We start from the raw sequence: 23,218 nt of genomic DNA on the forward strand, positions 1-23,218 counted from the left end.
TGATGTGCCGCGTGCGTGCCGCCCAGGACGTTTGCCGGATGGTGCACCGCCCCCGACAGCACCCCGGGCTGGGAACTCCATTGGGACTGAATGGTCAATGAAACAATCGTTTGCATTCACTACTGAGCCCGTCCCGCAGTATCGCTCGCTGCGGTCGCCGAGCGCGTCGGCATCTCCCAGTCCGGTCTGCTGCACCACTTCGCATCGAAGGAGCTGCTCCTGGACGCCGTCGTGCAGCGCCGGTTCGCGGAGGACGCCGAGCTGGTCGACCGGCTCGGCCTCGGAGAGGCGTCGCCGCTGGCAGGCTACGACCAGCTCATCCACTGGAACATGGACGACCAGGTGTGGATGCAGTTCCTCACGGTGATCCAGGCCGGGGGCCTGACCGACGACAATCCGGCGTTCGACCTCATCCGCAACCGCTATTCCGTGGTTCGTGAGCGCATCGACGCGCACGACGGCGACGAGTTCGATCTGCCCCATCACCTCGGCAGGCACGACGTCGCCGCACTGATCCTCGCCGCGATGGACGGTCTGCAGCTGCAGTGGCTGTACGACCCCTCGATCGACATGCGCCGGGTCCACCGCCTCCTCATCTCACTCATCGAGTCAGCCGAACGCGGACCTGACGCTTCGGCGTCCTGACCCGACTCCTCCCGCTCATCCGTCGACGCTCGTCCTCGGCGGTGCGCGCTGCCCCAGAAAGCCCGGCGTGAAGCCCACCTACTCGACGCACTCCGACGGCACCCGAGCCTCACGAGCGAGGAGATGGCGGATGCCGGCGCAGCCCGTCTCGTCGATCAGCTCCCGTGGTGGCGGCCCGGTGCGGCGTTCGGGTACCACGGGCTCACGATCGGCACTCTCGCCTCAGAGCTGGTGCGTCGGATCACGGGACTCACGCTGCATACGGAGTCGTCTTCCAGAAGCCGAGCCCGAATCTCGCCTTCGGTAGTTTCCGCGCCTTCGGGCACGACGGCGCATTCGGCGCGCTCGGATTTCATGACCCCGCGACCTGCATCAGCTTCGGGTATACCGTGCGGCGCACGCCGCCTCCCGGTGGAGCGGACGCGCGGGCGCTGTCGGTCGCTACCCTGCTCCAGCACATCACGTCGGAGCGCGAAGCGTAGCGACGTACAGCAGGCAGGCGTGATCGCAATCGATCATCGCGTCCAAGACTCGCGGAGAACTGCGATGGAGCCGGATCACATCGTCGAGAAGTCGTCTGGCGAGGAGGGCGACGCACTGCTGCTGTCGGCCACCTTTCCAAGAAGACCCACGAGGACATGCTGTTCCGAGGGGGACAGCACCGCCAAGTACTGCTCCGTTATCGCGAGATTCTTTGCGTGAATCTCCTCGGTCAGCGCGACGCCCTTCGGGGTCAGCGAGAGCACGATGGACCGTTGATCGGCCGCTGAGGTCTCCGCAGTGACCAATTGGTGCGCCTCCAGCATTTTCCGAGCCGCGGAAACGGCAGCACGGCTCATCAACGATGCCTGAGCGACGCGGTGGGGCTCGAGCGGGCCTGCCACCCAGAGCGTGAAGCACACGCGGAAGTTAGCCATGCTGAGGCCATCAGGAAGCAGTCGCTCGCTGTCGGCGGCCATACGACGATTGAGTCGTCGAATGAGCAGGCTGATCGGGGTGGCCAGCCCTGACCCGTCCTTTCCGAGACTCGCTCGGGACCGTTCTGACGCCATATCCACAAACGTCAGGAAGTTCTCGTCGGGCCTGCCCGATTGGGGTACCTGGTTCACGGGGTTTGCACCTCTCACTGAGACGGACTTGGAGCGACAGCCCGTGGCGTGGCTTCGGCACCTCGCGGCGTTAGAAGCTCAGGCTAGTACGGGGCGGGGGCGTACCTCTCCGCGCGGACCAGAGGCGACCTCCGCGTTCGAGCGCCTGGAGGCAAGCGCCCCGCGGCGGCGTCCAAGGCCTTACATGGCACCGCCGCGCTGTTCGATGACCGCACGTGCAGCGTTCCGGATGAACTCGGCCTGCGACTGGATGATGCTGCGGGATTCCGCCGCATCGCGTGCGGATAGCGCTTCGGTGAGGCGCTGGATCAGGGGGTGTCCCATCTGCTTCTTCCACATCTCGGAGGTGTATGTGTCGCGCCAGAGCGGTGCGATCGAGAGCTGACGGAACTGCACTGCGAGCTGGCGGGACCCGGCCAATCCGATGATCGCGCAATGGAAGTCGAGGTTGGCTTCGAGGAAGGCGTCGAGTTCCGCCGACGTGTCCGTCGGCGACTCGGCAAGCGCGACCCCCCGCTCAGTGATCTGTTCGAGCGCGTCATCCGGCGCGTGTTCGAGGTACCCCTCGATGACTCCGATCTCGATTGCCTGTCGAGCTGCGTAGAGATTGTCCACGAAATCGGCGGTGATGGCAGTGGGAGTGAAGGCGCCGGTTCGATCACGCGTGACAAGACCCTGCGCGCCGAGCCGTACGAGAGCGTTGTATACGAAGGAAGGCTCCGCGTCGAGCGTCGCCGCGAGCAGCGAAACTTCGATTGCCTCGCCCGCCGGCACCGCCCTGCGCAAGATCCAGTTGCGAACGGCGACGTCGGTTTCGGCCTCGACAGTCCGCTCGAGGCGGTCCATCCGTCCCCGGTAGTACGCCAACGGATCCCCAGCACGGGCGCTGGCTTGAAGAGCCTTACCGATGAAAATCGTGTGGGTGCCACCTGTGGCGGTGTCGGATATCTCGCACTCGATCGTTGCGAGTGCGCCGTCGATGAGGGGCAGCCCGTTCGAACTCATTCGATACGGCGTCCCGATGAACTTGTCGGCGCCCTTCCGCCCGAAGCGCGCGGCGACGTCTGCTTGCTCCGCAGCCAAGATGTTGATCGCATAGCGCTTGGCCCGGACCAGAGCGTCGTGTGTCGAGCTCGACCGGTTCAAACAGACCAGCATCATCGGCGGATCGAGGGACAACGACGATACCGCGGATGCCGTCGTTCCGAACGGCTGTCCCTCGAGTTGGGTCGTAATGACGGTCACTCCCGAAGCAAAGTGGCCGAAGACGGTTCTGAAGTCCTCGTTCCCAAGGACGGTCGACTGCTCGGGTGGGGTTGGTGCGGTGCTCACCTGTCGCTCCTTTGGTCGAGGCGTTTGAGTTCGCTGGGCTGCCCCCTGGCACCATAGCTGGAATCGAGTAGTTAGTGAAGTCCTGCATTAGATACGCTGACGAACCTGCAGCCTTGCGGTCAACACGCGCGCAAAACTAGTTCAGCTATGGACTATCTTCATGAAATCATCTACCGTGGCTCCATCACCCGTTGGATCGCGGTTGAACGGCCCACGAACGACGATGACCGCCGTTCGATTCGCTGACGAAGCCGTTGGACGCGCCGCTCATCCGAGCTGAAGGCGACAGATTGGAAAACATGCCCACGCTGCACACGAGCCTGTCGCTCGAGGAACTCTCGAGGCGGATAGAACGCCTCGAGTCCGCCGAGGCCATCAGTCGGCTCCATCAGAACTATGTCCGCGACCTCGCCTCGCGGAACTGGGATGCCGTGGCGGCCGCTTACACAGACGATGCCGTCTGTGACATCCGGCACCACGGCGTGCACGTCGGTCGGCAGGCGATTCGAGAGATGTTCGGCGCCGAACTGGAAGGTGTCGTGCTGGCGAAGGACGGGTACATCCTCTCGTCCCCCGACATCACCGTCTCAGAGGACGGCGAGTCCGCATCCGGCGTGTGGACCTGGCATCGGCTGCAGGCGGACTTCCGCACGACGTGGGGCCTGATGCGTGTGTGGGGCCCGTGGTCCGAGGGCACCTACGTGACCGAGTACCGCCGCGTGGACGGGCAGTGGAAGATCTCCAAGCTGTGGTTCCGTGTGCACGCCCCTGACCACGATGAGGAGTTCGTCGCAGCGGGCGAGCAGGGTCGTGTGCTGGGCGGGGCCGGCCGTCCCGGGGCCAGTTGGCAGGCGACACCCCAGCTTTCGGAGGGAGTCTGACGATGAGAAAGATGATCCTCACCACTTTTGTGGTGCCGCTGGGGTACCACCGCAACAGCTGGCGCCGCGACGGCAGCCGCGCCGAGGAAGTGCCCGGCCTCGCCTACGTCCGCGATCTCGGACGCATGGCAGAAGAGGCGAAGCTCGACGCAGTCTTTTTCGGCGACATCGTTCATGCCGGCCCCACGATGCGCGGCGACACCATGATGAACGGGTTCTACGAACCGATGACCACGCTCGCGGCACTCGCGGCCACCACGACGAACATCGGTCTGATCGGGACCCTGTCCACCTCGCTCTCCGAGCCGTACAACGTCGCCCGACAGCTGTCCTCGCTCGATCACCTCTCGGCGGGCAGAGCGGGATGGAATATCGTCACGTCCTCCGACGGATTCCGCAACTTCGGCATCGCCGAAGCCCCGGCTGCGGCCGATCGCTATCGCCGAGCCACCGAGTTCGTGCGCGTGGTCGAGCGACTTTGGGACAGCTGGTCGGACGACGCCGTCATCGCTGACCGAGCCGCCAGCAAGTGGCTGGAGACCGACAAGCTTCGACAGATCAACCACACGGGCGAGTTCTTCGCGGTCGAGGGACCGATCAACATTCCGCGGCCGCCTCAGGGGCGCCCCGTGCTCGTCCAGGCGGGCTCATCCGGGCCTGGTCTCGAACTGGGAACCAGTGTGGCCGACGCGATCTACACCGCACAGCCGGACTTCGATGAGGCCGTCAAGTTCTACGCTGACGTGCGTCGGCAGGCGAATCGTGCACAGGCGGCAGGGCTGCGGCGATCGGCGCTGCCGCCCAAGGTGATCCCCGGCATCGTTCCGGTGGTTGCGGACACGTCGAAGGAAGCAGACGAGATCGCGGCCGAGCTGGCTTCCTTCCTCGACATCGAGCAGGGCCGACTCCAACTCGCTGGAGACCTCGGGGTGGACCTCTCCGACATCGACCTGAACGAGCCGGTTCCGCAAGAGCGGTTCGACCAGATCGCCCAGATGACCAGCCGGCAGGCGATCTACCGGCGGATGTCCGTGGAGCAGGGCCTCGACCTGCGCGATCTCATTGTGAAACGAGCACGTTCCACGGGCCACCAGTGGATCGCCGGCACCGCCTCCAGCATCGCCGATCAGATGCAAGCATGGTTCGAGGCGCCCGCGTGCGATGGATTCAACCTCAACTCGCCCTATAACCCCGAAGGGTTCGAACGGATCTGTACCAAGCTCGTGCCCGAACTGCAGCACCGGGGCCTCTTCCGCACCGAGTACGAAGGGAGCACGCTTCGTGACCACCTCGGCATCCCGCGTCCGACCGTCCTCTTCTGAAGCGCCGGACGAGCTTCGCACCATGACTGGCACGCAACTGCAGTTCAAGATCATGCGCCTCGGCGTGGACCCGACCCAGGTGGTCGGCAAGCCCGCACCTCCGCCCGTCGACAGCAGGACCATCGAGCTGAGAGGGATGGTCGTCGACTACGACACCGCCGTGCCGATGCGTGATGGCGCACGAATCTACGTCGATGTCTATCGGCCACGAGAGACCGCTGGTGGGGCGCCGATGCTGCTCGCGTGGGGTCCGTACGGAAAGCACTGGCTGACCAACCACATGTACCCCGGGTCCGGGGTGGATCCCGCGTGGATCTCCGATCTGACTGCGTTCGAGGCACCCGATCCGATCTATTGGACCTCGCATGGCTACGCCGTTGTGGTCGCGGATCCGCGCGGGCTCTGGAACTCCGAGGGCGATTTCTCTCACAACGGTCCTCAGGAACGTGAGGATCTCTACGACACCATCGAGTGGCTCGCAGCCCAGCCGTGGTCCAGTGGAAACGTGGGGATGCTGGGCGTGTCGTACCTTGCAGGCAGCCAGTATCAGGCAGCCTCCGCGGCTCCGCCCTCGCTCAAGGCGATCAGTCCGTGGGAGTGCTTCTCGGACTGGTATCGCGAGTTCGCGACCCACGGCGGAATCCCCGAGACCGGCTTCAGACCGCGCGTCTCAACCAACGTGTCCTATAGCCGCGGGCGTACCGAGGACCCGGCCGCCAACATGTGGGCGCACCCCTTTGACGACTGGTACTACGCCGAGAAGTACGGCGCGATCGACCAGATCACGATCCCGACCTACATGGTCGCTTCATGGAGTGACCATGGTCTGCACACGCGAGGCACGCTGAACGCCTTCGATCAGATCAGTTCGGCCGACAAGTGGTTGGAAGTGCACGGGCAGAAGAAGTGGATGTACTTCTACCACCCCGACAGCGTCGAACGGCAACGCCAGTTCTTCGACACCTACCTGAAGGGCATGGAGGTCGGACTGGAGCACTGGCCCCGCGTATCGGCAGAGATCCGCGATACCGGACGAAGCGACGACTCGATCTGGAAGAACTTCGAGGACGCGAAGTTCGCGCAGGAGGTGTTGCCGTTGCACCTGGACCTTTCCACGAAGGCTCTTCACCGCAGCGGCGTGGAGACACCGCACAGTGACAGCTTCGACGCGACCAGCGACAGCATCAGCCTCGAGTACACGTTCGACCGTGAGACCGACATCGTCGGCCCTGCATCCCTCACGCTCTGGCTTGCTGCCGATCATTCGACCGACGCGGACATCTTCGTCATCCTCCGGAAGATCGATCGTGCGGGAGCCGAGGTGGCGTTCCCGACGGGTTCGATCTTCAGCGATGGCCCCGTGGCGCTCGGATGGCTGCGCGCCAGTCATCGGGAGACGGACGATCAGTCCACGCTCCTCGTGCCACATCACCCGCACACGAATGAGGAGCCCCTCGTGCCGGGAGAGCCGGTCAAGCTGGACATCGAGATCTGGGCGAGTGGAACCGTCTTTCACGCCGGGGAGACTCTGAGACTGACAATTCAAGGCCGCGACTTCCAGAAGCGAGTCACGGAGTCCGGCGTGCCGCCGCTGCAGATCCTCCACGAATCGCTGCGGAACAGCGGAACCTGGACCATCTTGTCCGGCGGCTCGTTCGAGAGCGTCCTTCGCCTACCGCGATCCCAGTGAGTTCGGCTGAACCCGCACTCACCACGACCTCGACGTCGCTACACGAGAAAGGAGCGTCGCGATGAAGATGTTCTGTCTACCCGCCCGTGGCGGCTCCCGGGGCCGGACATGAAGCAGATCCGCGTTCTCATCAAGGGCCTGGTTGCGCTCGGCGTAACCCTGCTCATCTCATCGTTTGCGATCTTCGCCGCAGTGCATGTCGCTCCCGGTGACGCGGCGGAGCTGTTGGCAGGGCGGAATCCGGACCCCGAGACTTTGGCGCTCATCCGAGCTGAGTACCACCTCGATCAGCCGTTCCTCGTCCAGTACTGGCTGTGGCTGGTCGGTGCGGTGCAAGGAGATCTCGGTCGCTCGACTGCTTTCCGGACGGACGTGGTGTCGCTGATTCTTGATCGTGGCCTGACGACGGTGATGCTCGTCGGTTATGCGTCTGTCCTCATCTCCGTGTTCGGAGTGGGACTCGGGATCATCGCAGCGCTTCGCGGACGGTGGGCCGCGACATGGATCAACACCGGGACGACGATCGCGATGGGAGCGCCCGCCTTCGCCGTCGCAGTGCTGCTCATCTGGCTGTTCTCGACGCAGCTCGATTGGTTCCCCATCTACGGCACCGGCACGGGATTCTTCGACAGGCTGTGGCACCTCACGCTGCCCGCGGTCTCGCTGTCGCTGATGTACGTCGCGTACGTGGCGCGCGTGACGCAGTCGGCCATTCGCTCGGAGCTGCACTCGGAGCATGTCGCGGTCGCCCGCAGCCGCGGCATCCCTTCCTCGTTGGTGGTCAGGCGACATGTGCTGAGAAACGCGGCCCCTCCCGTGATCACGCTTGTCGGGCTCACCGTCGCGGGCTTGGTCGCGGGAACCGCTGTCGCCGAGCAGGCGTTCGGCGTGAGCGGAATCGGTTCCCTGCTGGTCACTGCCGCGTCGCAACAGGACATTCCTGTCGTGCTGGGCGTCTCCATGATCGTGGTCACGGTGTTCGTTGTCGTCAACACCATCGTCGACGTCATCGTGGCGGGCATCGACCCGCGGACGGAGGGTTCACTCTCGTGACAAGCCCCAGCAGCAGCACTCAGCACATCGCCCTGCGCCAGGGGATGAAGTCCCGCGTGTCCCCGGGCGGGTGGTTCTTCGGTGCGGCAGGGCTGGCGTGTGCGTCGATCGTGCTCGCAGCGGTTCTCGCACCGTGGCTGGCACCCTACGACCCCTTGGCGCTGGACCCCCTCGATGCCTATGCCGGCTCGTCGTGGGCGCACCCTCTGGGGACGGACGAGTTCGGGCGCGACATCTACTCGCGCCTGCTTTACGGCGCGCGCCTGACGCTTTCGGCACCCGCGATCGTCGTCGTCATCGCAGTCGTCGCCGGCGTTGCGCTGGCGCTGGTCGCCTCCTGGTACGGGGGAGCCCTCGATGTTGCGGTCGGGCGCTGCGTCGATGTGATGCTTTCGTTTCCGGGCCTGGTTCTCGCGATCGCCGTCGTCGCGATCTTCGGCGCCGGCTATTTTCCGCCCGTGCTGGCTCTCGCCGTCAGCTACACCCCGAGCGTTGCCCGGGTGATCCGTCCCGTGATCCGCCGGGAGCGGGCGCTGGCATATGTGGGGGCGCTGGAGACCCAGGGGGCGCCCACGCTGCGCATCTGGATCGCTCACCTGCTCCCGAATGTCGCCCCGCTCATCGTGGTGCAGGCGGCGATCCTCTACGGCTACGCGATGCTAGACCTGGCGGCGATCTCCTTCCTCGGTCTCGGGGTTCAGCCTCCGACCCCGGAGTGGGGAGCTATGGCCGCCGATGGGCAAGCCTCCATCATCGCGGGCTACCCGCAGCAGTCGCTCTACGCCGCTCTCGCCGTGATAGGCACCGTCGTCGCCTTCAATGCACTCGGCGACAGGATTGCGCGCCGCTTCCAGATTGATGAGTTCGCATGACCCTCCTCGAGATGGACTCGATCGGCATCTCCGTCACCGTCGGCGGCGAGGACCGGGTGATCGTGCGTGACGTGTCCCTCGCTCTGGGCCAAGGCGAATCTCTCGGCCTCGTCGGAGAATCGGGCTCCGGGAAGTCCATGACCCTCAAGGCCATCCTCAGGCTCCTGCCCTCCGCCGCGAGCGTTGTCGGCACGATCCGTTTCGACGGAATCGACGTGCTCAACCTCCGTGGTCGCGCGCTTCGGGCGTTCCTCTCCCGCGATGTGGCATCGGTGTTCCAGAATCCGCAGGCCTCCATCAACCCGTTGGCACGGATCGGGGACTTCGTGTGCGAGTCGCTGATCGCCGCCGGGGGGCTCAGTCGCCGGGCCGCATACGACCGTGCAGTGGCCACGCTGGAGTCGGTGGGTGTGAGCGACGCTGCTCGCCGCATGAATCAGTACCCGCACGAATTGTCGGGCGGCCTGCTTCAGCGCGTGATGATCTCCCAGGCGCTCGTGTCGGAGCCGCGTCTCCTCCTCGCAGATGAGCCCACGACGGCGCTGGACGTGACGACCCAGGAGGAGGTCATGGCGATCCTCAACGAACAGCGTCAACGTCGAGGATTGGCGATGGTCTTCGTGACGCATGATCTCGATCTGGCAGCAGCGGGCTGCGATCGCATCGCCGTCATGTATGCCGGATCCATCGTGGAGGCTCTCCCCGCCCGGGCCCTCCACACCTCCGCCACCCATCCCTACACCGGGGCGCTGCTGGCCGCGAGACCCGGGCTCGGCATCACAGGAGCGCGTTCTCAACCCATTCCCGGACACCCAGTCGCGGCTTTCCAGGCTCCGTCCGGCTGCCCGTTCCATCCACGGTGCCCGCGCGCCACGGAGGTTTGCCGCGCCGAGCGTCCCGCCCTGCGAGGTCAAGGAATTTCCGCCGCAGCCTGCCATCATCCCCTCTTGTCGATCGAGAAGACCCCGCTAGACCTGGGACGAGGGAAGGGGGAGGCATGAACAAGTCGACAGTGCTCGCCGTCAGTCACCTGCGCAAGGAGTTCCGCGTCCTCTCATCACACCGCATCGGCAAAGAGCGGTTCGTCGCGGTCGACGACGTGTCGTTCGAGCTCGCCGCCGGCGGATCGCTCGCGATTGTGGGGGAGTCCGGGTCGGGAAAGTCCACGTGCGCACGCATGGTGATGGGTCTGGAACGGCCAACGGCCGGAACGATCGATCTGGCCGGTGCGCCGGCTGGCGAAAGTCGCGGGCGGCGACGTAGGGCGCGGCAGATCCAGATGGTGTTCCAAGACCCGTACAGTTCCCTGGATCCCAGGCAGACCGTAGAGTCGGCGCTTTCAGAGTGCGTGAAGCTGCACTTCGGCCTCAGCAAGAAGGAACTGCACGCGCGGGTGAGGTCGCTTGTTCGCGATGTCGGACTGGATGAACGGCATCTGGGGGTGACTCCGCGCGGGATGTCCGGCGGTGAGCGCCAACGTGTCGCGATCGCCAAGGCTCTGGCAGCCCAGCCGGCAGTGCTGGTGCTGGACGAGGCAGTCGCAGCACTCGACGTCTCGATTCAGGCACAGATCCTCAACCTGCTGGTGCGAATCCGCGCGGAGCAAGGAATCGCCCTGCTGTTCATCAGCCACGATCTCGCCGTCGTCGAAGAGGTATGCGATGACGTCGTGGTCATGCTCCGAGGCTCCATCGTCGAGCGAGGCCCCGTCCATACGGTGCTCCGCGATCCGCAGCACTCCTATACCAAGCGGCTCATCGATTCCGTTCCCCGTCCCGGTTGGATTCCGCGCAGACACGTCATCGCGGCGTCGCGAGAGGGGGTGTGACGCGATCCTTACACATCGCGTCGGCCTCAGGGTCGCGCGAACCCGATTGGTCCGACGTCCGTGCAGCGCCGCACGGCAGCAGCAAAGAAGCACAGCATTCGCTATCCGCCTGGCGGCTAGCCGACGCCCATCAGGAGAGTTCATGAACCGTCACACCTACCGCGCCGCGGTGCCCATCGCGATCCTCGCGGTCGTCCTCACCGGCTGCACATCATCGCCCCAGCCCTCACCGACCTTCACCTCCACCGACCTGACCGTGCTCACCCCCGAGGCGACAGGCAACGTGGACTCGGTCACCTGGGGGCTCTCCGGCAATGAACCCACGACTCTCGACCCGATCTTGGTGGGCACCATTGCGCAGAACACGGTGGTGAGCAACCTCTGCGAAGGACTCATGCAAGTCCAGCCTGACTTCTCGGTCGATCTGGGACTCGCCGAGTCCTACGACCAGCCGTCCCCGGAGGTCTATGTCTTCCACGTCCGCCCCGACGTCCAGTTCTGGAACGGCCAGTCGCTGACGGCCGATGACGTCGCCTTCAGCCTCAACAGAAACCTCGATCCGGCCTCAGGCGCCGTGAACGGCTACCAGTACGCTCCGGTTCAATCGATCGAAGCGACCGGCCCGCTGGATGTCACGGTGACCCTGAGCGAACCGAACGCTGATGTGCTTGCCATCCTGGCTGGGATGAGTGGAGCGATCAGCCAGCGAAGTGCGGTCGAGGCCGCAGGAGCGGACTACGGCACCCCGGCTGGAGGGCTCCAGTGCACGGGGCCGTACACGCTCGGCCAGTGGACATCCGGGCAGGGAATCGAGATCGTCGCCAACGACAACTACTGGAACCCAGATCTCACTCCGCGCACCCGCACCGTCCACTTCGATGCGATCGTCAACAACAACACGTTGACCAGCGCCCTCCTGAGCGGAGACCTGGACGGCGCATACGCGGTGCCCGCGGCGGGCATCAGCGCGCTCTCCAAGGGGAAGGGCGCGCTGTACTTCGGAGACAGCACGCAATACTTCCTCTTCGGACCCGTGGACCCCAGCGGTCCTGCGAGCGATGCACGTGTCCGTGAGGCACTGAGTCTCGCGATCGACCGCGAGAGCTTCGTCGACCGTGTGCTCGGCGGCGCAGGCGCGCCGATGAAGGGGTTCGTCCCCCCGTTCGCCTACGCAGGAAACCCCGCCAGCGCTGCGCTCCTGTCCGCCTACGACGAACTGCCCGGGAGCGCCGCCCCCGACATCGAGGCCGCCACGAAGCTGATCGAGGAGGCGAACCTCTCGGACACATCGCTCACGATCGCGATCACCGCGGGGGATCAGACCGCACTGGCCGCTGCGACCCTGATGCAAGGGGCGGGCACGGAGATCGGGCTGGACATGACCATCGAGCAACTGCAGGACACGCAGGTCTTCGATCTCTTCTTCACCCCGGAGGCGCGTGAGGATGTCGACCTTCTCGCCACCTCCGGCTACTACGAGACGCCGATCTTCCGGAGCTACACCGGCACGTTCGTCAATCCCGACGGTCTCGTCAACTTCATCGGCTACGACGACCCGGATGCTACGGCGAACCTCCGCGACTCGCTGACGGCAACCGATCCCGAGCAGTCTGCGCAGAGCTACATCGCGGGGCAGGACATCTGGCAGGACGCGTACCTCACCGTGCCGGTGGCCACCCAGTACGAGCGTCTGTACTTGCGTGACGGTCTGACCGGTGTCCCCGCAACCCAGGCCTATGTGAGCTACCCCTGGGCAGCCCTGCTCGGGGCAACCTCCTGACCCCCACCTCGCCAGCAAACCCCGCCACATTTAGTGCCAGAAGGAAATCCGATGTCGACAGACGAACTTTGGCGCCTGGACGCAACCGATCAGGCCGCGGCTATCCGCGAACGGCGCGTTACTGCACGCGACGTCGTGCAATCACACCTGGACCGCATCAGAGCGGTGAACCCCATCACCAACGCCGTGGTGCGGGAGCTGGAGGACGAGGCGCTGCAAGCTGCGGATGCCGCTGACGCGGCGTTGGCTGCCGGGGAGCCCGTTGGCCCGTTGCACGGTGTTCCCGTCACGGTGAAGACGAACCTCGGTGTGCGCGGCCAGGTGACAGACGAAAGCAACGCGGCGTTCTCCGACAACCTCGCCGAGGAAGACTCACCGCCGGTGGGCCTGCTTCGACGGGCAGGTGCGATCTTCCACGGGCGCACCAACATGCCCGATCTGGGAATGCGCTGGAACACGGACAATCCGCTCTACGGTCCTACGCGAAACCCGTGGGACCCCAACAGAACCCCTGGCGGGTCCAGCGGGGGAGATGCCGCCGCTGTCGCTACGGGGATGACGCCCATCGGATTGGGCAATGATTTCGGCGGGTCCATCCGGCTTCCGGCCGCTTACAACGGTGTCGTGGGTTTGCGTCCGACGCCCGGCCGAATCCCCTACGCCCCGGAGTCGCCGGAGGATCGCGGCATGGGCGTGATGTTCTTCTACACCGATGGGCCGATCGCACGCTCCGTTCGCGATGTCCGCCTGGCGTTCGACGTGCTCCGTCAAGAAGATGCCCGCGACCCGTTCTGGGAGGACGCACCCACAGGCCCGGTGGGTCCCTGCGACGTCGTGATGTTGCGCGACACCGCGGGCGCGGAACTCGATCCGGAAGTCCTCCAGGGTCTGGAAGTGGCTGCCGACGCGCTTCGCGATGCCGGCTACACGGTGCGTGAGGGTGAAATGCCCTCTCTTCAGCGCGCGGCGGAGCTGTGGAGAGACATCGTCGCGACCGAACTCAGCTCGTTGCTCACTTCTGACTTCCTCGAGCTGTTCAGCGAAGACGCGCAGCGGTGGGTGAAGGCCAGCATCGGCACCAGCAACGTGCTCGACACTCGCGGCTATGTGCTCGCCACCGCGGAGCGCGCGTGGATTGCCGCCGAGTGGTCGCAGAGGATGTCGTCGACCCCGCTCATCCTCGGACCCGTCGATACCGGGGTTGCGTGGGATGTGTCCTACGACCGCACTGGCGACGTGGACGCTGCCGTCGTCGCTCTGCGCGACCGTTATACCCTCAACCTCGCCGGAAGCCTGCTGGGGCTCGCCACTGCCACCCTCCCAGCCGGGGTGGGCGCCAGCGGCATGCCGAACGCCGTGCAGATAGCTGGATGGCGATTCCAGGAGGGCCGCGCGCTGGCCGCGGCCGCCGCAGTCGAGTCGCGCGTCGGCGTCTTCACCCCGCGGGATCCTGTCGCGGAGGCATCCTGATGCTACGCGTAGGCGAACCTATCGCCACATCCGTCCGCATGCGCGACGGCGTCAGGCTCGCAACGGACCTGTACCTGCCGGACGGCCGGGACCGAGGCCCGGCGGTCCTGGTCAGACTTCCTTATGGGAAGCGCGACCGGTACACCTTCATGCCGCAGTGCGCGCCGTGGTTCAACGACCGCGGCTACGCCTTCGTGGTCCAAGACGTCAGAGGCAAGGGGGAATCCGAAGGATCCACCGACCACATCGTCCACGAGGTGCCCGACGGCTACGACACGCTCGAGTGGATCGTCCGCTCAGGTTGGTCCAACGGCGCGGTCGGCATGTTCGGTGACTCGTATTACGCCTACACCCAATGGGCTGCCCTCGCCAGCGGACATCAAGCGCTGCGCGCCATCGTTCCAAGGATGTCCTCGCTGAGGATTCCGGCCACGACAGGCGATGCCGCCGGCGCGCAGCAGACGGGCACCGGTGCGAGCGGACCGAACCCCGCGCGGGATGACGGGGTCGGTCGTCCGCCTTCCGCTGCCTGGGCCCGGTATCTGGCCGGGTACTGGCTCGACAATGACGAGCACATGCCGCCCATGGAGCTCTCGGACCCGCCCATGGCAGCGTTCGAGGACTTCTTCGCCAGCATCGGCAAGCGGTCGTCCGCTTTCGATTCGGTCTTCCCGCGTGCCGTGCCTCGGTTCCCGTTTCCGGATGGTCATCCCGTTCACCATCCGGCGGTGCCGACATTGCACGTTCTGGGATGGTTCGACCCGGTTGCAAAGGCCGGAATGGATACCTATCTGAAGCTCTCGGAGCACCCGGCCTGGGCCCAGTTCCAGTATTTGAACGCGGACGCCACCGACCATGAGAACTACCAGCTCTCGGACGCGCCAGCCTGCGAAGGCAACGAGCACGGGAGTGATGATGAAGCGCTGGAGCGATTGCTGCCGAGATACCTCGGCCCGGCCCTCGACTTCTTCGACGTCTACCTTGCCGGCACGGCGTCACCAGCTGTGCTGCCGCGGGTGCGATGGACGCTCGGCCACGTCGGCGACTTCCACGGCGACCAGTGGCCGCCGCGCGAGGCGGTCAAGGCGGAACTCTTCCTCCACGACCTCGACCGGGCCCGCGAAGACAGCGGGCGGCTGCTGCCGCAACCGCCCCTGCAGGCGTCGGTTGCGCGCTGGAATCACGACCCGCGTAAACCCGTCCCCGACATCGGGGACTCGCTCGCCATCCTCGAGACGTGGCCTGACGAATCGGACATCGGACGGCGACAGGACGTGCTGACTTTCGACGGCCCGGCCGCCGAAAACCCCGTGGACATCGTGGGCCCCGTCGCGTTGGAGCTCGCGGTCGCTTCGTCCCGACCCTCGATGGACCTCTTCGTCAAGCTCTTCGACGTAGAACCCGATGGAACCGCGCACCGGCTACTGAGCGATCAGATCACCGTATTCGCCGTCAACGAATCGACCGTGACAACCTCCATGGATCTCGGCCATATCGGCTATCGGCTGCGACCGGGCCACCGGCTTCGCATGCATGTCGCGAGCAGTGAAAGCCCGACCTACCTCCATGATCCAGGTGTCGACGGCAACAGGTGGCTGACGGAGACCTCCGCAGTCAGCCGTCAGCAGCTGCACACCTCACCCGAACGTCCATCGCGACTCGTGTACATGCAGCTACCGCGCCCGACCTCCTGACGACCAAGGCTGCTTCCCGCGGATCCGCGGCACTGAAAGAAAGACGAACTGATGACTCGCGACCCTCGACACGACGTACTCTTCGAGCCGGTCCGGATCGGACCCAAGACGGCCCCGAACCGCTTCTACGCCGTACCGCACAGCGCAGGGATGGGTTCAGACAAACCGCTGTCCCAGGCAGCCTTCAGGGGAATGAAGGCTGAAGGAGGGTGGGGGGTCGTGTGTACCGAGTACGCACCTGTCAGCCCGGACGCAGACGAATCGCCATCAGCATCGGCACGGATCTGGGACACCGACGATGGTCGCGCGCTCTCGCTGATGGTGGACGCCGTTCACAAGAACGGGTCGCTCGCGGGCATCGAACTCACCCACCTCGGCGGGTACGCCTGGCGTCACGAGTCCAGATGGCCGGCGATCGCGCCTTCGCAGTTCCCGAGCGACTTCGACATTCTTGCGACCGCGAAAGCCATGGAGGAATCGGACATCCGCCGCGTGCAGGACGACTGGGTCAGAGCCGCACGCAACGCTCGAGACGTCGGCTTCGACATCGTCTATGTCTACGGCGGCTCCGACCTCACGCTGCAGTTCCTCTCGTCGTTCTACAACCACCGCACCGACCGATACGGTGGCTCGTTGGAGAACCGAGCACGGTTCTGGATCGAAACCCTCGAAGCCGTCAACGGTGCCGTCGGGTCCGACTGCGCGATAGCGGTGCGGCTGAGCATGGAAGCGTTGCGCGGCCGGGGACTCTCCGACGATCAGATCCTGGAGTTCGTCTCACTTGCCGACCCTCTGGTCGATGTCTGGGACGTCAACATGGAGTCGACCGAGGACGGAACGAAAGACTCTGGGACATCGCGGTTCTTCAAAGAGGGATATCAATTGGAGCCGACGGCGCTGATGCGCCAGGCCACCCGCAAGCCGCTGGTCGGCGTCGGCAGATATACGAACCCCGACACGATGGCCTCCCTCGTGTCCTCCGGCCGGCTGGACTTCATCGGAGGAGCGCGGCCGTCTATCGCAGACCCGTTCCTCCCCTCGAAGATCTCGGATGGCCGATACAGCGAAGTGCGTGAGTGCATCGGCTGCAACGTGTGCGTGCTGAAGTCCGAGACCGGCCGACACCTCGGTTGCACCCAGAACGCGACGGCGGGGGAAGAGTTCAGGCGCGGTTGGCACCCGGAGCGGTTCGACACGTCGCCCCGCGAGGGGACCGCGGCCCTCGTCGTCGGCGCCGGCCCGGCCGGCATGGAATGCGCACTGACGCTTGCCAAGCGCGGCTTCCTCGTGCACCTCATCGACGCAGCCGATGAGCTGGGCGGGCACGTGCGGTGGGTTTCGCAGCTCCCCGGGCTCTCCGAATGGGGCCGGCTCATCGAATGGCGGCAGCTGCAGCTGCAGAACCACCCCGACGTCGAGGTCCTCCTCCAGCGATCGATGACGGCGGATGATGTTCTCGCCTACGGCGCCGAGGTCGTGGTGCTGGCCACCGGTGCGCGTTGGGCGCGGGACGGGATGACCGGCTTCAACCACACCGCCATCCCGGGCAGCGACAGCCCCCACGTGCTGACACCGGAGGACATCATGGTCGGGGGCGCAAAGCCGGAAGGGCGGCGCGTCACGGTCTTCGATGTCGAGGGGTACGTCGTCGCGTCTGGTCTCGCCGAGCGCTTGGTCCGCGAGGGGTACGAGGTGCAGATCGTCACGCCCTTCCCTCAGGTTGCGGTCGTCAGCGACCAGACGATCGAGGGCCCCCTCGTGAGGCAAAATCTCCACAAGCTCGGCGTGACGTTCCTCACCGGCAGCGTGGTGACGAAGATCGACACGAACGAGGTCAGTGTCACGAACGAGTTCGGCGAGGAGCGCACGATGCCGTGCGACACCGTCGTTCTTGTCACGAGGCGCGTATCGGAGGATCGCCTCTATCGCGAGCTGCTCGAACGCCAGGGGGACTGGAGCGAGGCTGAGATCTCGGCTGTTCATCGCATCGGAGACGCCGTAGCTCCACGACTGGCGGCCGACTCCATCTTCGACGGACAGCGATTGGCCCGTGAGATCGATGGCCCCGATCCCAACGTGCCCCTGGCCTACCGGCGGGAGCGGGTCGCGCTTCCGTTGCTGGATTGACGATCTCCACGTCATTCCACAGTGAGACCCGCTTACACCAGAAAGGACCCGGGCGATGTGCGTGGGCAGCATCGGCGACTGGCTCGTCAAACGAAGACTGAAATCTCCAGAGAAGACCGCGATCATCAGCGCAGGCCATGCGTTGACCTATCGCGAGTTCGCCGACTCGGCCGATGGAGTGGCGTCGCTTCTCGCTGAGCAGGGAATCGTGAAGGGCGATCGGGTTGCGGTCCTGGGTAACAACAGCGCCGAGTTCCTCGTCCTGATGTTCGGGGTTCTGCGCATCGGAGCGGTCCTCGTTCCCGTGAACGTGCGACTTGCAGCACCCGAGATCTCGCACGTTCTCCGCGACTCCGGCGCGCGGATGCTGCTGCATGACGCCGAGTTCACGACCACGGTAGGAGCGCTTGAGGCTTCGGCAGTCGAGCACGTCATGGAACTCGGGCAAGGAACGCTCGACCGACCAGGATTGGGGCGTCTGATCGTTCCCGTGGCGGGCGGGGCCGACGCGGCGGCGGGCGGCGACGATCCCGCCGTCATCCTCTATACCTCCGGCACCACCGGTAAGCCCAAGGGCGCGGTCCTGTCGCATGCGAACCTGACATGGAACTCGCTCAACTGCGTCGTCGACTACGACATCGTCACTTCCGACGTGACGCTTCTGATCTCCCCGCTGTTTCACGCAGCGGCCCTCGGGATGGGTGCGCTTCCCGCGATCCTCAAGGGTGCAACACTCGTCGTCGAGCGAGCATTCGACGCAGGGCGAGTTCTGAACCTGATCGAATCGCTCAGCGTGACGATGGTGAGCGGAGTTCCCACGACCTTCCAACTTCTGGCGGAGCACCCGCGATGGGCGGATACGAATCTGACGTCGCTGCGAACGATCACGTGTGGAGGTTCGGCGGTGCCCTCCCGCGTGCTCGACGCATTCGAGGAGCGAGGTCTGTCGTTCTCGCAGGGCTACGGGCTGACTGAGACCGCACCGGGAGCGACTTCTCTCGCCCCCACCATGACGCACGTGAAGCAGGGAAGCGTCGGGCTGCCTCACTTCTTCGCCGATGTCCGAGTAGTAGACGACGCCGGTGGTCTCGTCCCCATCGGAGCATTGGGCGAAATCCAGATTGCAGGCCCGAACGTGTTCCTCGGGTACCACAACCTCGCAGAAGCTTCCGCTGCGGCGTTCACGACCGACGGATGGTTCCGCTCGGGGGACATCGGCTACTTCGACGAGGACGGGTACCTGTTCATAGCTGACCGTTTGAAGGACTTGATCATCTCCGGCGGCGAGAACATCTACCCGGCAGAGATCGAGGACCTTCTCTACAGCATGGATGGCGTCACCGGCGCAGCAGTCGTCGGCGCGGGGGATGACCGCTGGGGGGAGGTGCCGGTCGCTGTACTCACCGTGCGGGAGGGGACCGCGGTGACTCTCGACGACGTCCGCGCACACCTGCAGGGACATCTCGCGCGCTACAAGCTGCCCAAGGCGGTGATGGTCGTCGAGGAGCTGCCACGCACCGCCTCGGGCAAAGTGCGCAAAGCCGAGCTTCGGGCGCGAGTCGCTGAGGAGGAGATCGTATGAAGATCGTCGTCCTGGTCAAGGAAGTCCCGGATACGTATGGGGATCGCAGGCTGTCGTTGGAGACGGGTCTGGCCGATCGCGCCGCGAGCGAGACCGTGCTCGACGAGATCGGTGAGCGGGCGTTGGAGGTGGCGCTCTCGTACGCCGACATGATGCCGGGTACGGAGGTCGTCGTGCTGTCGATGACGCCGGAGTCCTCGGCGGCGTCGGTGCGCAAGGGGCTCGCGATGGGCGCCTCGTCGGCCGTGCAGGTGGTGGATGAGGGCCTCCTGGGTGCCGATCTGGGGTTGACGGCGGAGGTGCTGGCGGCGGCGCTGCAGCGCACCGGTTTCGATCTGGTGATCGGCGGCAACCTGTCGACGGACGGGGTGGGCGGGGTGGTCCCGGCGATGGTGGCCGAGATCCTCGATGTGCCGTCGGCGACGTATTTGAGCGCGGTCGAGATCCGCGAGGGCGAGGTGCTGGGCACGCGGGCATCGGACGGGGCGACGCTGCAGGTGACGGCGGCGCTGCCGGCGGTGATCTCGATCACCGAGGCGTTGCCGGACGCGCGGTTCCCGAATTTCAAGGGCATCATGGCGGCGAAGAAGAAGCCGTTCGAGACGCTCTCGCTGGCGGAGCTCGAGATCGACCCGCACACCCCCGACGCATCGCGGTCGATCGTGATCGCGCTCAGCGAGAAGCCGCCGCGGGAGGCCGGTGTGAAGATCGTCGACGAGGGTGACGCGGGTCAGAAGCTCGCGGACTTCCTCATCCAGAACCGGCTCGCGTGAGGAACCGCACATGACGTTCGCAGATGACTCGATCCTGGTCCTTCTCGACACCACGCCGTCGGGCGCGCTCGCCAAGACGGCGGCCGAGCTGCTGGGGGCTGCCGCATCGGTGGGCACCCCGGTCGCGGTGATCGTCGGCGACCCCGCTCTGGCGACGGATGCTGCGGCCCTCGGCGCCGCGTCGGTGCTGGTCGCGCCGGCCGGCGACGGGCTGACTGTCCCGCGGGTGGACGCGCTGACGGAGGCTGCCGACCTGGTCCGGCCCGACGCGATCCTGGTGGCCAACTCGGTGGAGGGCCGTGAGGTCGCCGGCCGGTACGCCGCGCGTACCCGGTCGGGCGTCGCGGTCGACGCGGTCGGCGTCTCGCGGGACGCGGAGGGCGTCGTCGCGCATCATTCGGTGTACGGCGGTGCGTACAACGTCGACTCGGCCGTCACGTGGGGCGCTCCGGTCATCACGATCCGCCAGGGATCGATCGACGCCCGCGCCGAGGCGGTGACGGGCGTCGAGGCCGAGCCGCTCGAGGTGCGTGCGTCCGGCCGCAAGGCGGCGACCGTGACCTCGGTGGACGAGGCCGTGGTGTCGTCGTCGCGTCCCGAGCTGCGCGGCGCGGCGAAGGTGGTGTCGGGCGGACGCGGGCTCGGGTCGGGCGACAAGTTCGCCCTCGTCGAGCAGCTGGCCGACGCGCTCGGCGCCGCCGTGGGCGCGTCGCGCGCCGCGGTCGACGCCGGCTACGTGCCGTACTCGTACCAGGTCGGGCAGACCGGTGTGTCGGTGTCGCCCCAGCTGTACGTGGCCCTCGGCATCTCTGGCGCGATCCAGCACAAGGCCGGAATGCAGACCGCGAAGACGATCGTGGCGATCAACAAGGACGCGGACGCCCCCATCTTCGAGATCGCGGACTTCGGCGTCGTCGGCGACCTGTTCACGGTCGTACCGCAGCTGATCGCCGCGCTCGAGGCGAAGAAGGCGTAACCCGGGATGGCGACGTTCGGTTCCTCGGTGCGGCGCGGTCTGCCGCGCGTGCCCGGCGGCGAGCCCTGGCCCCCTGCCGGCGCCGCGCCCGGCGCGAACGGCAACGGCACCGCGCCCTCGGAGGCGACGCCGCGTGTCGCGACCCCCGAGGTCGGCGCGGCTGCTCCGGCTGAGGTTCAGGTGGCGGAACAAGCCGGAGCGGATGCTGCCACCTCGCGCGCCGCGACCGCCGTGGCGTCGGCGCCCGGGGCGCGGGCCGTGCGTCGCGGGCTTCCGCGTGTGCCGGGCGGCGAGCCGTGGCCGCCGGCGGGTGCCGCAGCCGCCGCCCCGTCCCCGGTCGTTGAGCGAGCGAGGAACGCGGTCGTTGAGCGAGCCGGCGAGTCGAAACGCAGAGTCGAAACGCCAGCTGCCGACGACGAGCTCCAGGTTCGCGACGTCGATTCGGCCGTCGAGCCGCCGGTTGCGGCGGTCACCACGACCGCGGCCGGGGTGGGGGCGAAGACCCTCCGACGCGGGCTTCCCCGCGTCGCCGGCGGTGAGCCGTGGCCGCCGGCGGGTCTTGCGCCGATCGCCGCGCCTGCAGCGGTGACGGATGCCGCGCCCGCGCCGGTTGCGGAAGCACCGGCGGAGGCAGCCGCCGAGGTGGCAGCATCCGTCCCCATCGAAACCGTGGCGCCCGCGGCGCCCGCCACCGCCACCGGCACCCCGCTGTCTCAGCCGCTGCCGTTCCGCCGCACGGTGTGGGCGGGCAGGGCCGCGGGCACCCGCCCGGCGGCCAGGCCCGAGCCGAAGCGCATCGGGCCGTTCACCCGCGGCCAGTGGGCCGGCGCGGTGATCGTGGGCGGCGCCGGGCTGCTGTACGCGGCGGGCATGGCGGTGTTCGCGGTCCGCTGGCTGCTCTCGACGCAGTGGGGCGTGGACTTCCTCGCGGCCTATCCCGGCGAGTATCACCTGCCCGAAGGGGCGCCGGTCGGCATCCCCGCGTGGCTGGGGTGGCAGCACTTCTTCAACGTGTTCCTGATGGTGCTGATCATCCGCAGCGGTCTGCAGGTGCGCACCGACAAGAGACCGAGCGTGTTCTGGTCACCGCGCAACAACGGCCGCCGCAAGATGAGCCTGAACCTGTGGTTCCACCAGTCGCTCGACATCCTGTGGATCGTGAACGGCGTGATCTTCGTGGCGCTGCTGGTCGTGACCGGGCAGTGGATGAAGATCGTGCCCACGTCGTGGGAGGTGTTCCCCAACGCGGTCTCGGCGGCGCTGCAGTACGTGTCGCTGGACTGGCCCACCGAGAACGGGTGGGTGAACTACAACTCGCTGCAGCAGCTCGCGTACTTCGCCACCGTGTTCCTCGCCGCACCGCTCGCGATCGCCACGGGAGTGCGGATGAGCCACGTCTGGCCGAAGAACGCGACCGGGCTGAACAGGGCGTACCCGGTCGAGTGGGCCCGCGCGGTGCACTTCCCGGTGATGCTCTACTTCGTGGCGTTCATCGCCGTGCACGTGTTCCTCGTCTTCGCGACCGGCGCGCTGCGCAACCTCAACCACATGTACGCGGCGCAGGGCTCGGTCGACCCGAACGCCTACGCCGACAACTGGACCGGTTTCTGGTTCTTCGTCGCCTCACTCGTCGTCATCGCCGCCGCCTGGGTAGCCGCCCGGCCGCTCGTGCTCGCCCCGATCGCCCGCCTCTTCGGCAAAGTCTCGGGCCGCTGACACGACCGTCGCGCCGTCGGCGATGACGACGTTCAAGTTTATGATTTATGGCGGCGGATCACGTCGGTGAGGGGATCCGGGCGAACTGCGTGCGACCCGGCACCGTCGACACTCCGTTCCTCGCCAACATGCTCCGCGGGTTCGACGACCCCGAAGCGGAGCGGCGTGCGCTCGACGCGCGCCAGGCGACGGGGCGGATGGTGACGCCGGAAGAGGTTGCGGACGCGATCCTCTACCATGCGTCGCGTGCATCGGGCTCGACGACCGGCATCGCCCTCGACGTGGACGGTGGTGTCACGCACCTCCGCGTGCGACCTTCGCCCGGCGCCTGAGCTCCAGACTCGCGCGAGCACCGCCGGTAGCCCAAG

Annotated in this window: 19 protein-coding genes; 17 read left to right on the forward strand and 2 right to left on the reverse strand. The window is 66.3% G+C overall.

The genetic code is table 11. The features are described 5' to 3' along the window. Window positions 1-231: 231 nt before the first annotated feature. Window positions 232-645: a hypothetical protein gene (locus MRBLWH7_RS16685; RefSeq protein WP_341996506.1), complete on the forward strand. Its 414-nt coding sequence runs from the start codon at window positions 232-234 to the stop codon at window positions 643-645. 557 nt (window positions 646-1,202) lie between these two features. On the opposite strand, the gene MRBLWH7_RS16690 is transcribed toward MRBLWH7_RS16685, so the two are convergent. Together MRBLWH7_RS16690 and MRBLWH7_RS16695 are read right to left on the reverse strand one after the other, a co-directional pair. Next, complete coding sequence (locus tag MRBLWH7_RS16690; protein ID WP_341996508.1) at window positions 1,203-1,754, reverse strand: hypothetical protein; 552 nt, start codon at window positions 1,752-1,754, stop codon at window positions 1,203-1,205. A gap of 180 nt (window positions 1,755-1,934) precedes the next feature. Beyond that, a complete protein-coding gene (locus tag MRBLWH7_RS16695; protein WP_341996510.1) occupies window positions 1,935-3,086 on the reverse strand; it encodes a flavin reductase in 1,152 nt (383 codons plus the stop codon). 299 nt (window positions 3,087-3,385) lie between these two features. Here MRBLWH7_RS16695 and MRBLWH7_RS16700 point away from each other — a divergent pair, with 299 nt between their 5' ends. From MRBLWH7_RS16700 to MRBLWH7_RS16775, 16 genes are all read left to right on the forward strand, one after another. Continuing rightward, the gene (locus MRBLWH7_RS16700) at window positions 3,386-3,967 is read left to right on the forward strand and encodes a nuclear transport factor 2 family protein (RefSeq protein WP_341996512.1); all 582 of its coding nucleotides are present in this window, start codon (window positions 3,386-3,388) and stop codon (window positions 3,965-3,967) included. After that, window positions 3,931-5,289 carry an NtaA/DmoA family FMN-dependent monooxygenase gene (locus MRBLWH7_RS16705; protein WP_341996514.1) on the forward strand — a complete coding sequence of 453 codons (1,359 nt, stop codon included), beginning with the start codon at window positions 3,931-3,933 and terminating at the stop codon, window positions 5,287-5,289. Before MRBLWH7_RS16700 ends, MRBLWH7_RS16705 begins: the two co-directional genes overlap by 37 nt. Window positions 5,290-5,311: 22 nt before the next feature. Continuing rightward, a complete protein-coding gene (locus tag MRBLWH7_RS16710; protein ID WP_341996516.1) occupies window positions 5,312-6,979 on the forward strand; it encodes a CocE/NonD family hydrolase in 1,668 nt (555 codons plus the stop codon). 108 nt (window positions 6,980-7,087) lie between these two features. Further along, window positions 7,088-8,032, forward strand: coding sequence for an ABC transporter permease (locus tag MRBLWH7_RS16715; protein WP_341996518.1), 945 nt, complete (start codon window positions 7,088-7,090; stop codon window positions 8,030-8,032). After that, on the forward strand, window positions 8,029-8,904 hold the full coding sequence (locus MRBLWH7_RS16720; RefSeq protein WP_341996520.1) for an ABC transporter permease: 876 nt from the start codon (window positions 8,029-8,031) through the stop codon (window positions 8,902-8,904). The genes MRBLWH7_RS16715 and MRBLWH7_RS16720 overlap by 4 nt, the downstream gene beginning before the upstream one ends. Next, complete coding sequence (locus MRBLWH7_RS16725) at window positions 8,901-9,905, forward strand: ABC transporter ATP-binding protein (RefSeq protein WP_341996522.1); 1,005 nt, start codon at window positions 8,901-8,903, stop codon at window positions 9,903-9,905. Before MRBLWH7_RS16720 ends, MRBLWH7_RS16725 begins: the two co-directional genes overlap by 4 nt. Beyond that, entirely contained in the window at window positions 9,902-10,732 is an 831-nt protein-coding gene (locus MRBLWH7_RS16730) for an ATP-binding cassette domain-containing protein (protein WP_341996524.1), read from the forward strand. The genes MRBLWH7_RS16725 and MRBLWH7_RS16730 overlap by 4 nt, the downstream gene beginning before the upstream one ends. Window positions 10,733-10,874: 142 nt before the next feature. After that, a complete protein-coding gene (locus MRBLWH7_RS16735) occupies window positions 10,875-12,512 on the forward strand; it encodes an ABC transporter substrate-binding protein (protein WP_341996526.1) in 1,638 nt (545 codons plus the stop codon). A 51-nt stretch (window positions 12,513-12,563) separates the two neighbouring features. Next, complete coding sequence (locus MRBLWH7_RS16740; RefSeq protein WP_341996528.1) at window positions 12,564-13,982, forward strand: amidase; 1,419 nt, start codon at window positions 12,564-12,566, stop codon at window positions 13,980-13,982. 38 nt (window positions 13,983-14,020) lie between these two features. Further along, on the forward strand, window positions 14,021-15,676 hold the full coding sequence (locus tag MRBLWH7_RS16745; RefSeq protein ID WP_341996530.1) for a CocE/NonD family hydrolase: 1,656 nt from the start codon (window positions 14,021-14,023) through the stop codon (window positions 15,674-15,676). A 51-nt stretch (window positions 15,677-15,727) separates the two neighbouring features. Further along, window positions 15,728-17,803: an FAD-dependent oxidoreductase gene (locus MRBLWH7_RS16750; RefSeq protein WP_341996532.1), complete on the forward strand. Its 2,076-nt coding sequence runs from the start codon at window positions 15,728-15,730 to the stop codon at window positions 17,801-17,803. A 55-nt stretch (window positions 17,804-17,858) separates the two neighbouring features. Beyond that, entirely contained in the window at window positions 17,859-19,385 is a 1,527-nt protein-coding gene (gene menE, locus MRBLWH7_RS16755) for an o-succinylbenzoate--CoA ligase (protein ID WP_341996534.1), read from the forward strand. Further along, entirely contained in the window at window positions 19,382-20,158 is a 777-nt protein-coding gene (locus tag MRBLWH7_RS16760) for an electron transfer flavoprotein subunit beta/FixA family protein (protein WP_341996536.1), read from the forward strand. The genes menE and MRBLWH7_RS16760 overlap by 4 nt, the downstream gene beginning before the upstream one ends. Before the next feature lie 10 nt (window positions 20,159-20,168). After that, window positions 20,169-21,134 (forward strand): electron transfer flavoprotein subunit alpha/FixB family protein, encoded by a 966-nt coding sequence (locus MRBLWH7_RS16765; protein ID WP_341996538.1) that lies wholly within the window; start codon window positions 20,169-20,171, stop codon window positions 21,132-21,134. Window positions 21,135-21,140: 6 nt separating this feature from the next. Then, on the forward strand, window positions 21,141-22,850 hold the full coding sequence (locus MRBLWH7_RS16770; protein ID WP_341996540.1) for a cytochrome b/b6 domain-containing protein: 1,710 nt from the start codon (window positions 21,141-21,143) through the stop codon (window positions 22,848-22,850). Between the two features lie 47 nt (window positions 22,851-22,897). Beyond that, the gene (locus MRBLWH7_RS16775; protein WP_341996542.1) at window positions 22,898-23,182 is read left to right on the forward strand and encodes an SDR family oxidoreductase; all 285 of its coding nucleotides are present in this window, start codon (window positions 22,898-22,900) and stop codon (window positions 23,180-23,182) included. Window positions 23,183-23,218 lie beyond the last annotated feature (36 nt).

It is taken from the genome of Microbacterium sp. LWH7-1.2 (assembly GCF_038397755.1).
GTDB lineage: Bacteria > Actinomycetota > Actinomycetes > Actinomycetales > Microbacteriaceae > Microbacterium.

What these genes read in the sequence shown, in the direction of transcription:
- MRBLWH7_RS16700 (WP_341996512.1), top strand. Translation starts at nt 3,386, where the DNA reads ATGCCCACGCTGCACACGAGCCTGTCGCTCGAGGAACTCTCGAGGCGG.
- MRBLWH7_RS16710 (WP_341996516.1), top strand. Translation starts at nt 5,312, where the DNA reads ATGACTGGCACGCAACTGCAGTTCAAGATCATGCGCCTCGGCGTGGAC.
- MRBLWH7_RS16715 (WP_341996518.1), top strand. Translation starts at nt 7,088, where the DNA reads ATGAAGCAGATCCGCGTTCTCATCAAGGGCCTGGTTGCGCTCGGCGTA.
- MRBLWH7_RS16725 (WP_341996522.1), top strand. Translation starts at nt 8,901, where the DNA reads ATGACCCTCCTCGAGATGGACTCGATCGGCATCTCCGTCACCGTCGGC.
- MRBLWH7_RS16730 (WP_341996524.1), top strand. Translation starts at nt 9,902, where the DNA reads ATGAACAAGTCGACAGTGCTCGCCGTCAGTCACCTGCGCAAGGAGTTC.
- MRBLWH7_RS16735 (WP_341996526.1), top strand. Translation starts at nt 10,875, where the DNA reads ATGAACCGTCACACCTACCGCGCCGCGGTGCCCATCGCGATCCTCGCG.
- MRBLWH7_RS16740 (WP_341996528.1), top strand. Translation starts at nt 12,564, where the DNA reads ATGTCGACAGACGAACTTTGGCGCCTGGACGCAACCGATCAGGCCGCG.
- MRBLWH7_RS16745 (WP_341996530.1), top strand. Translation starts at nt 14,021, where the DNA reads ATGCGCGACGGCGTCAGGCTCGCAACGGACCTGTACCTGCCGGACGGC.
- MRBLWH7_RS16750 (WP_341996532.1), top strand. Translation starts at nt 15,728, where the DNA reads ATGACTCGCGACCCTCGACACGACGTACTCTTCGAGCCGGTCCGGATC.
- menE (WP_341996534.1), top strand. Translation starts at nt 17,859, where the DNA reads ATGTGCGTGGGCAGCATCGGCGACTGGCTCGTCAAACGAAGACTGAAA.
- MRBLWH7_RS16760 (WP_341996536.1), top strand. Translation starts at nt 19,382, where the DNA reads ATGAAGATCGTCGTCCTGGTCAAGGAAGTCCCGGATACGTATGGGGAT.
- MRBLWH7_RS16765 (WP_341996538.1), top strand. Translation starts at nt 20,169, where the DNA reads ATGACGTTCGCAGATGACTCGATCCTGGTCCTTCTCGACACCACGCCG.
- MRBLWH7_RS16770 (WP_341996540.1), top strand. Translation starts at nt 21,141, where the DNA reads ATGGCGACGTTCGGTTCCTCGGTGCGGCGCGGTCTGCCGCGCGTGCCC.
- MRBLWH7_RS16775 (WP_341996542.1), top strand. Translation starts at nt 22,898, where the DNA reads ATGGCGGCGGATCACGTCGGTGAGGGGATCCGGGCGAACTGCGTGCGA.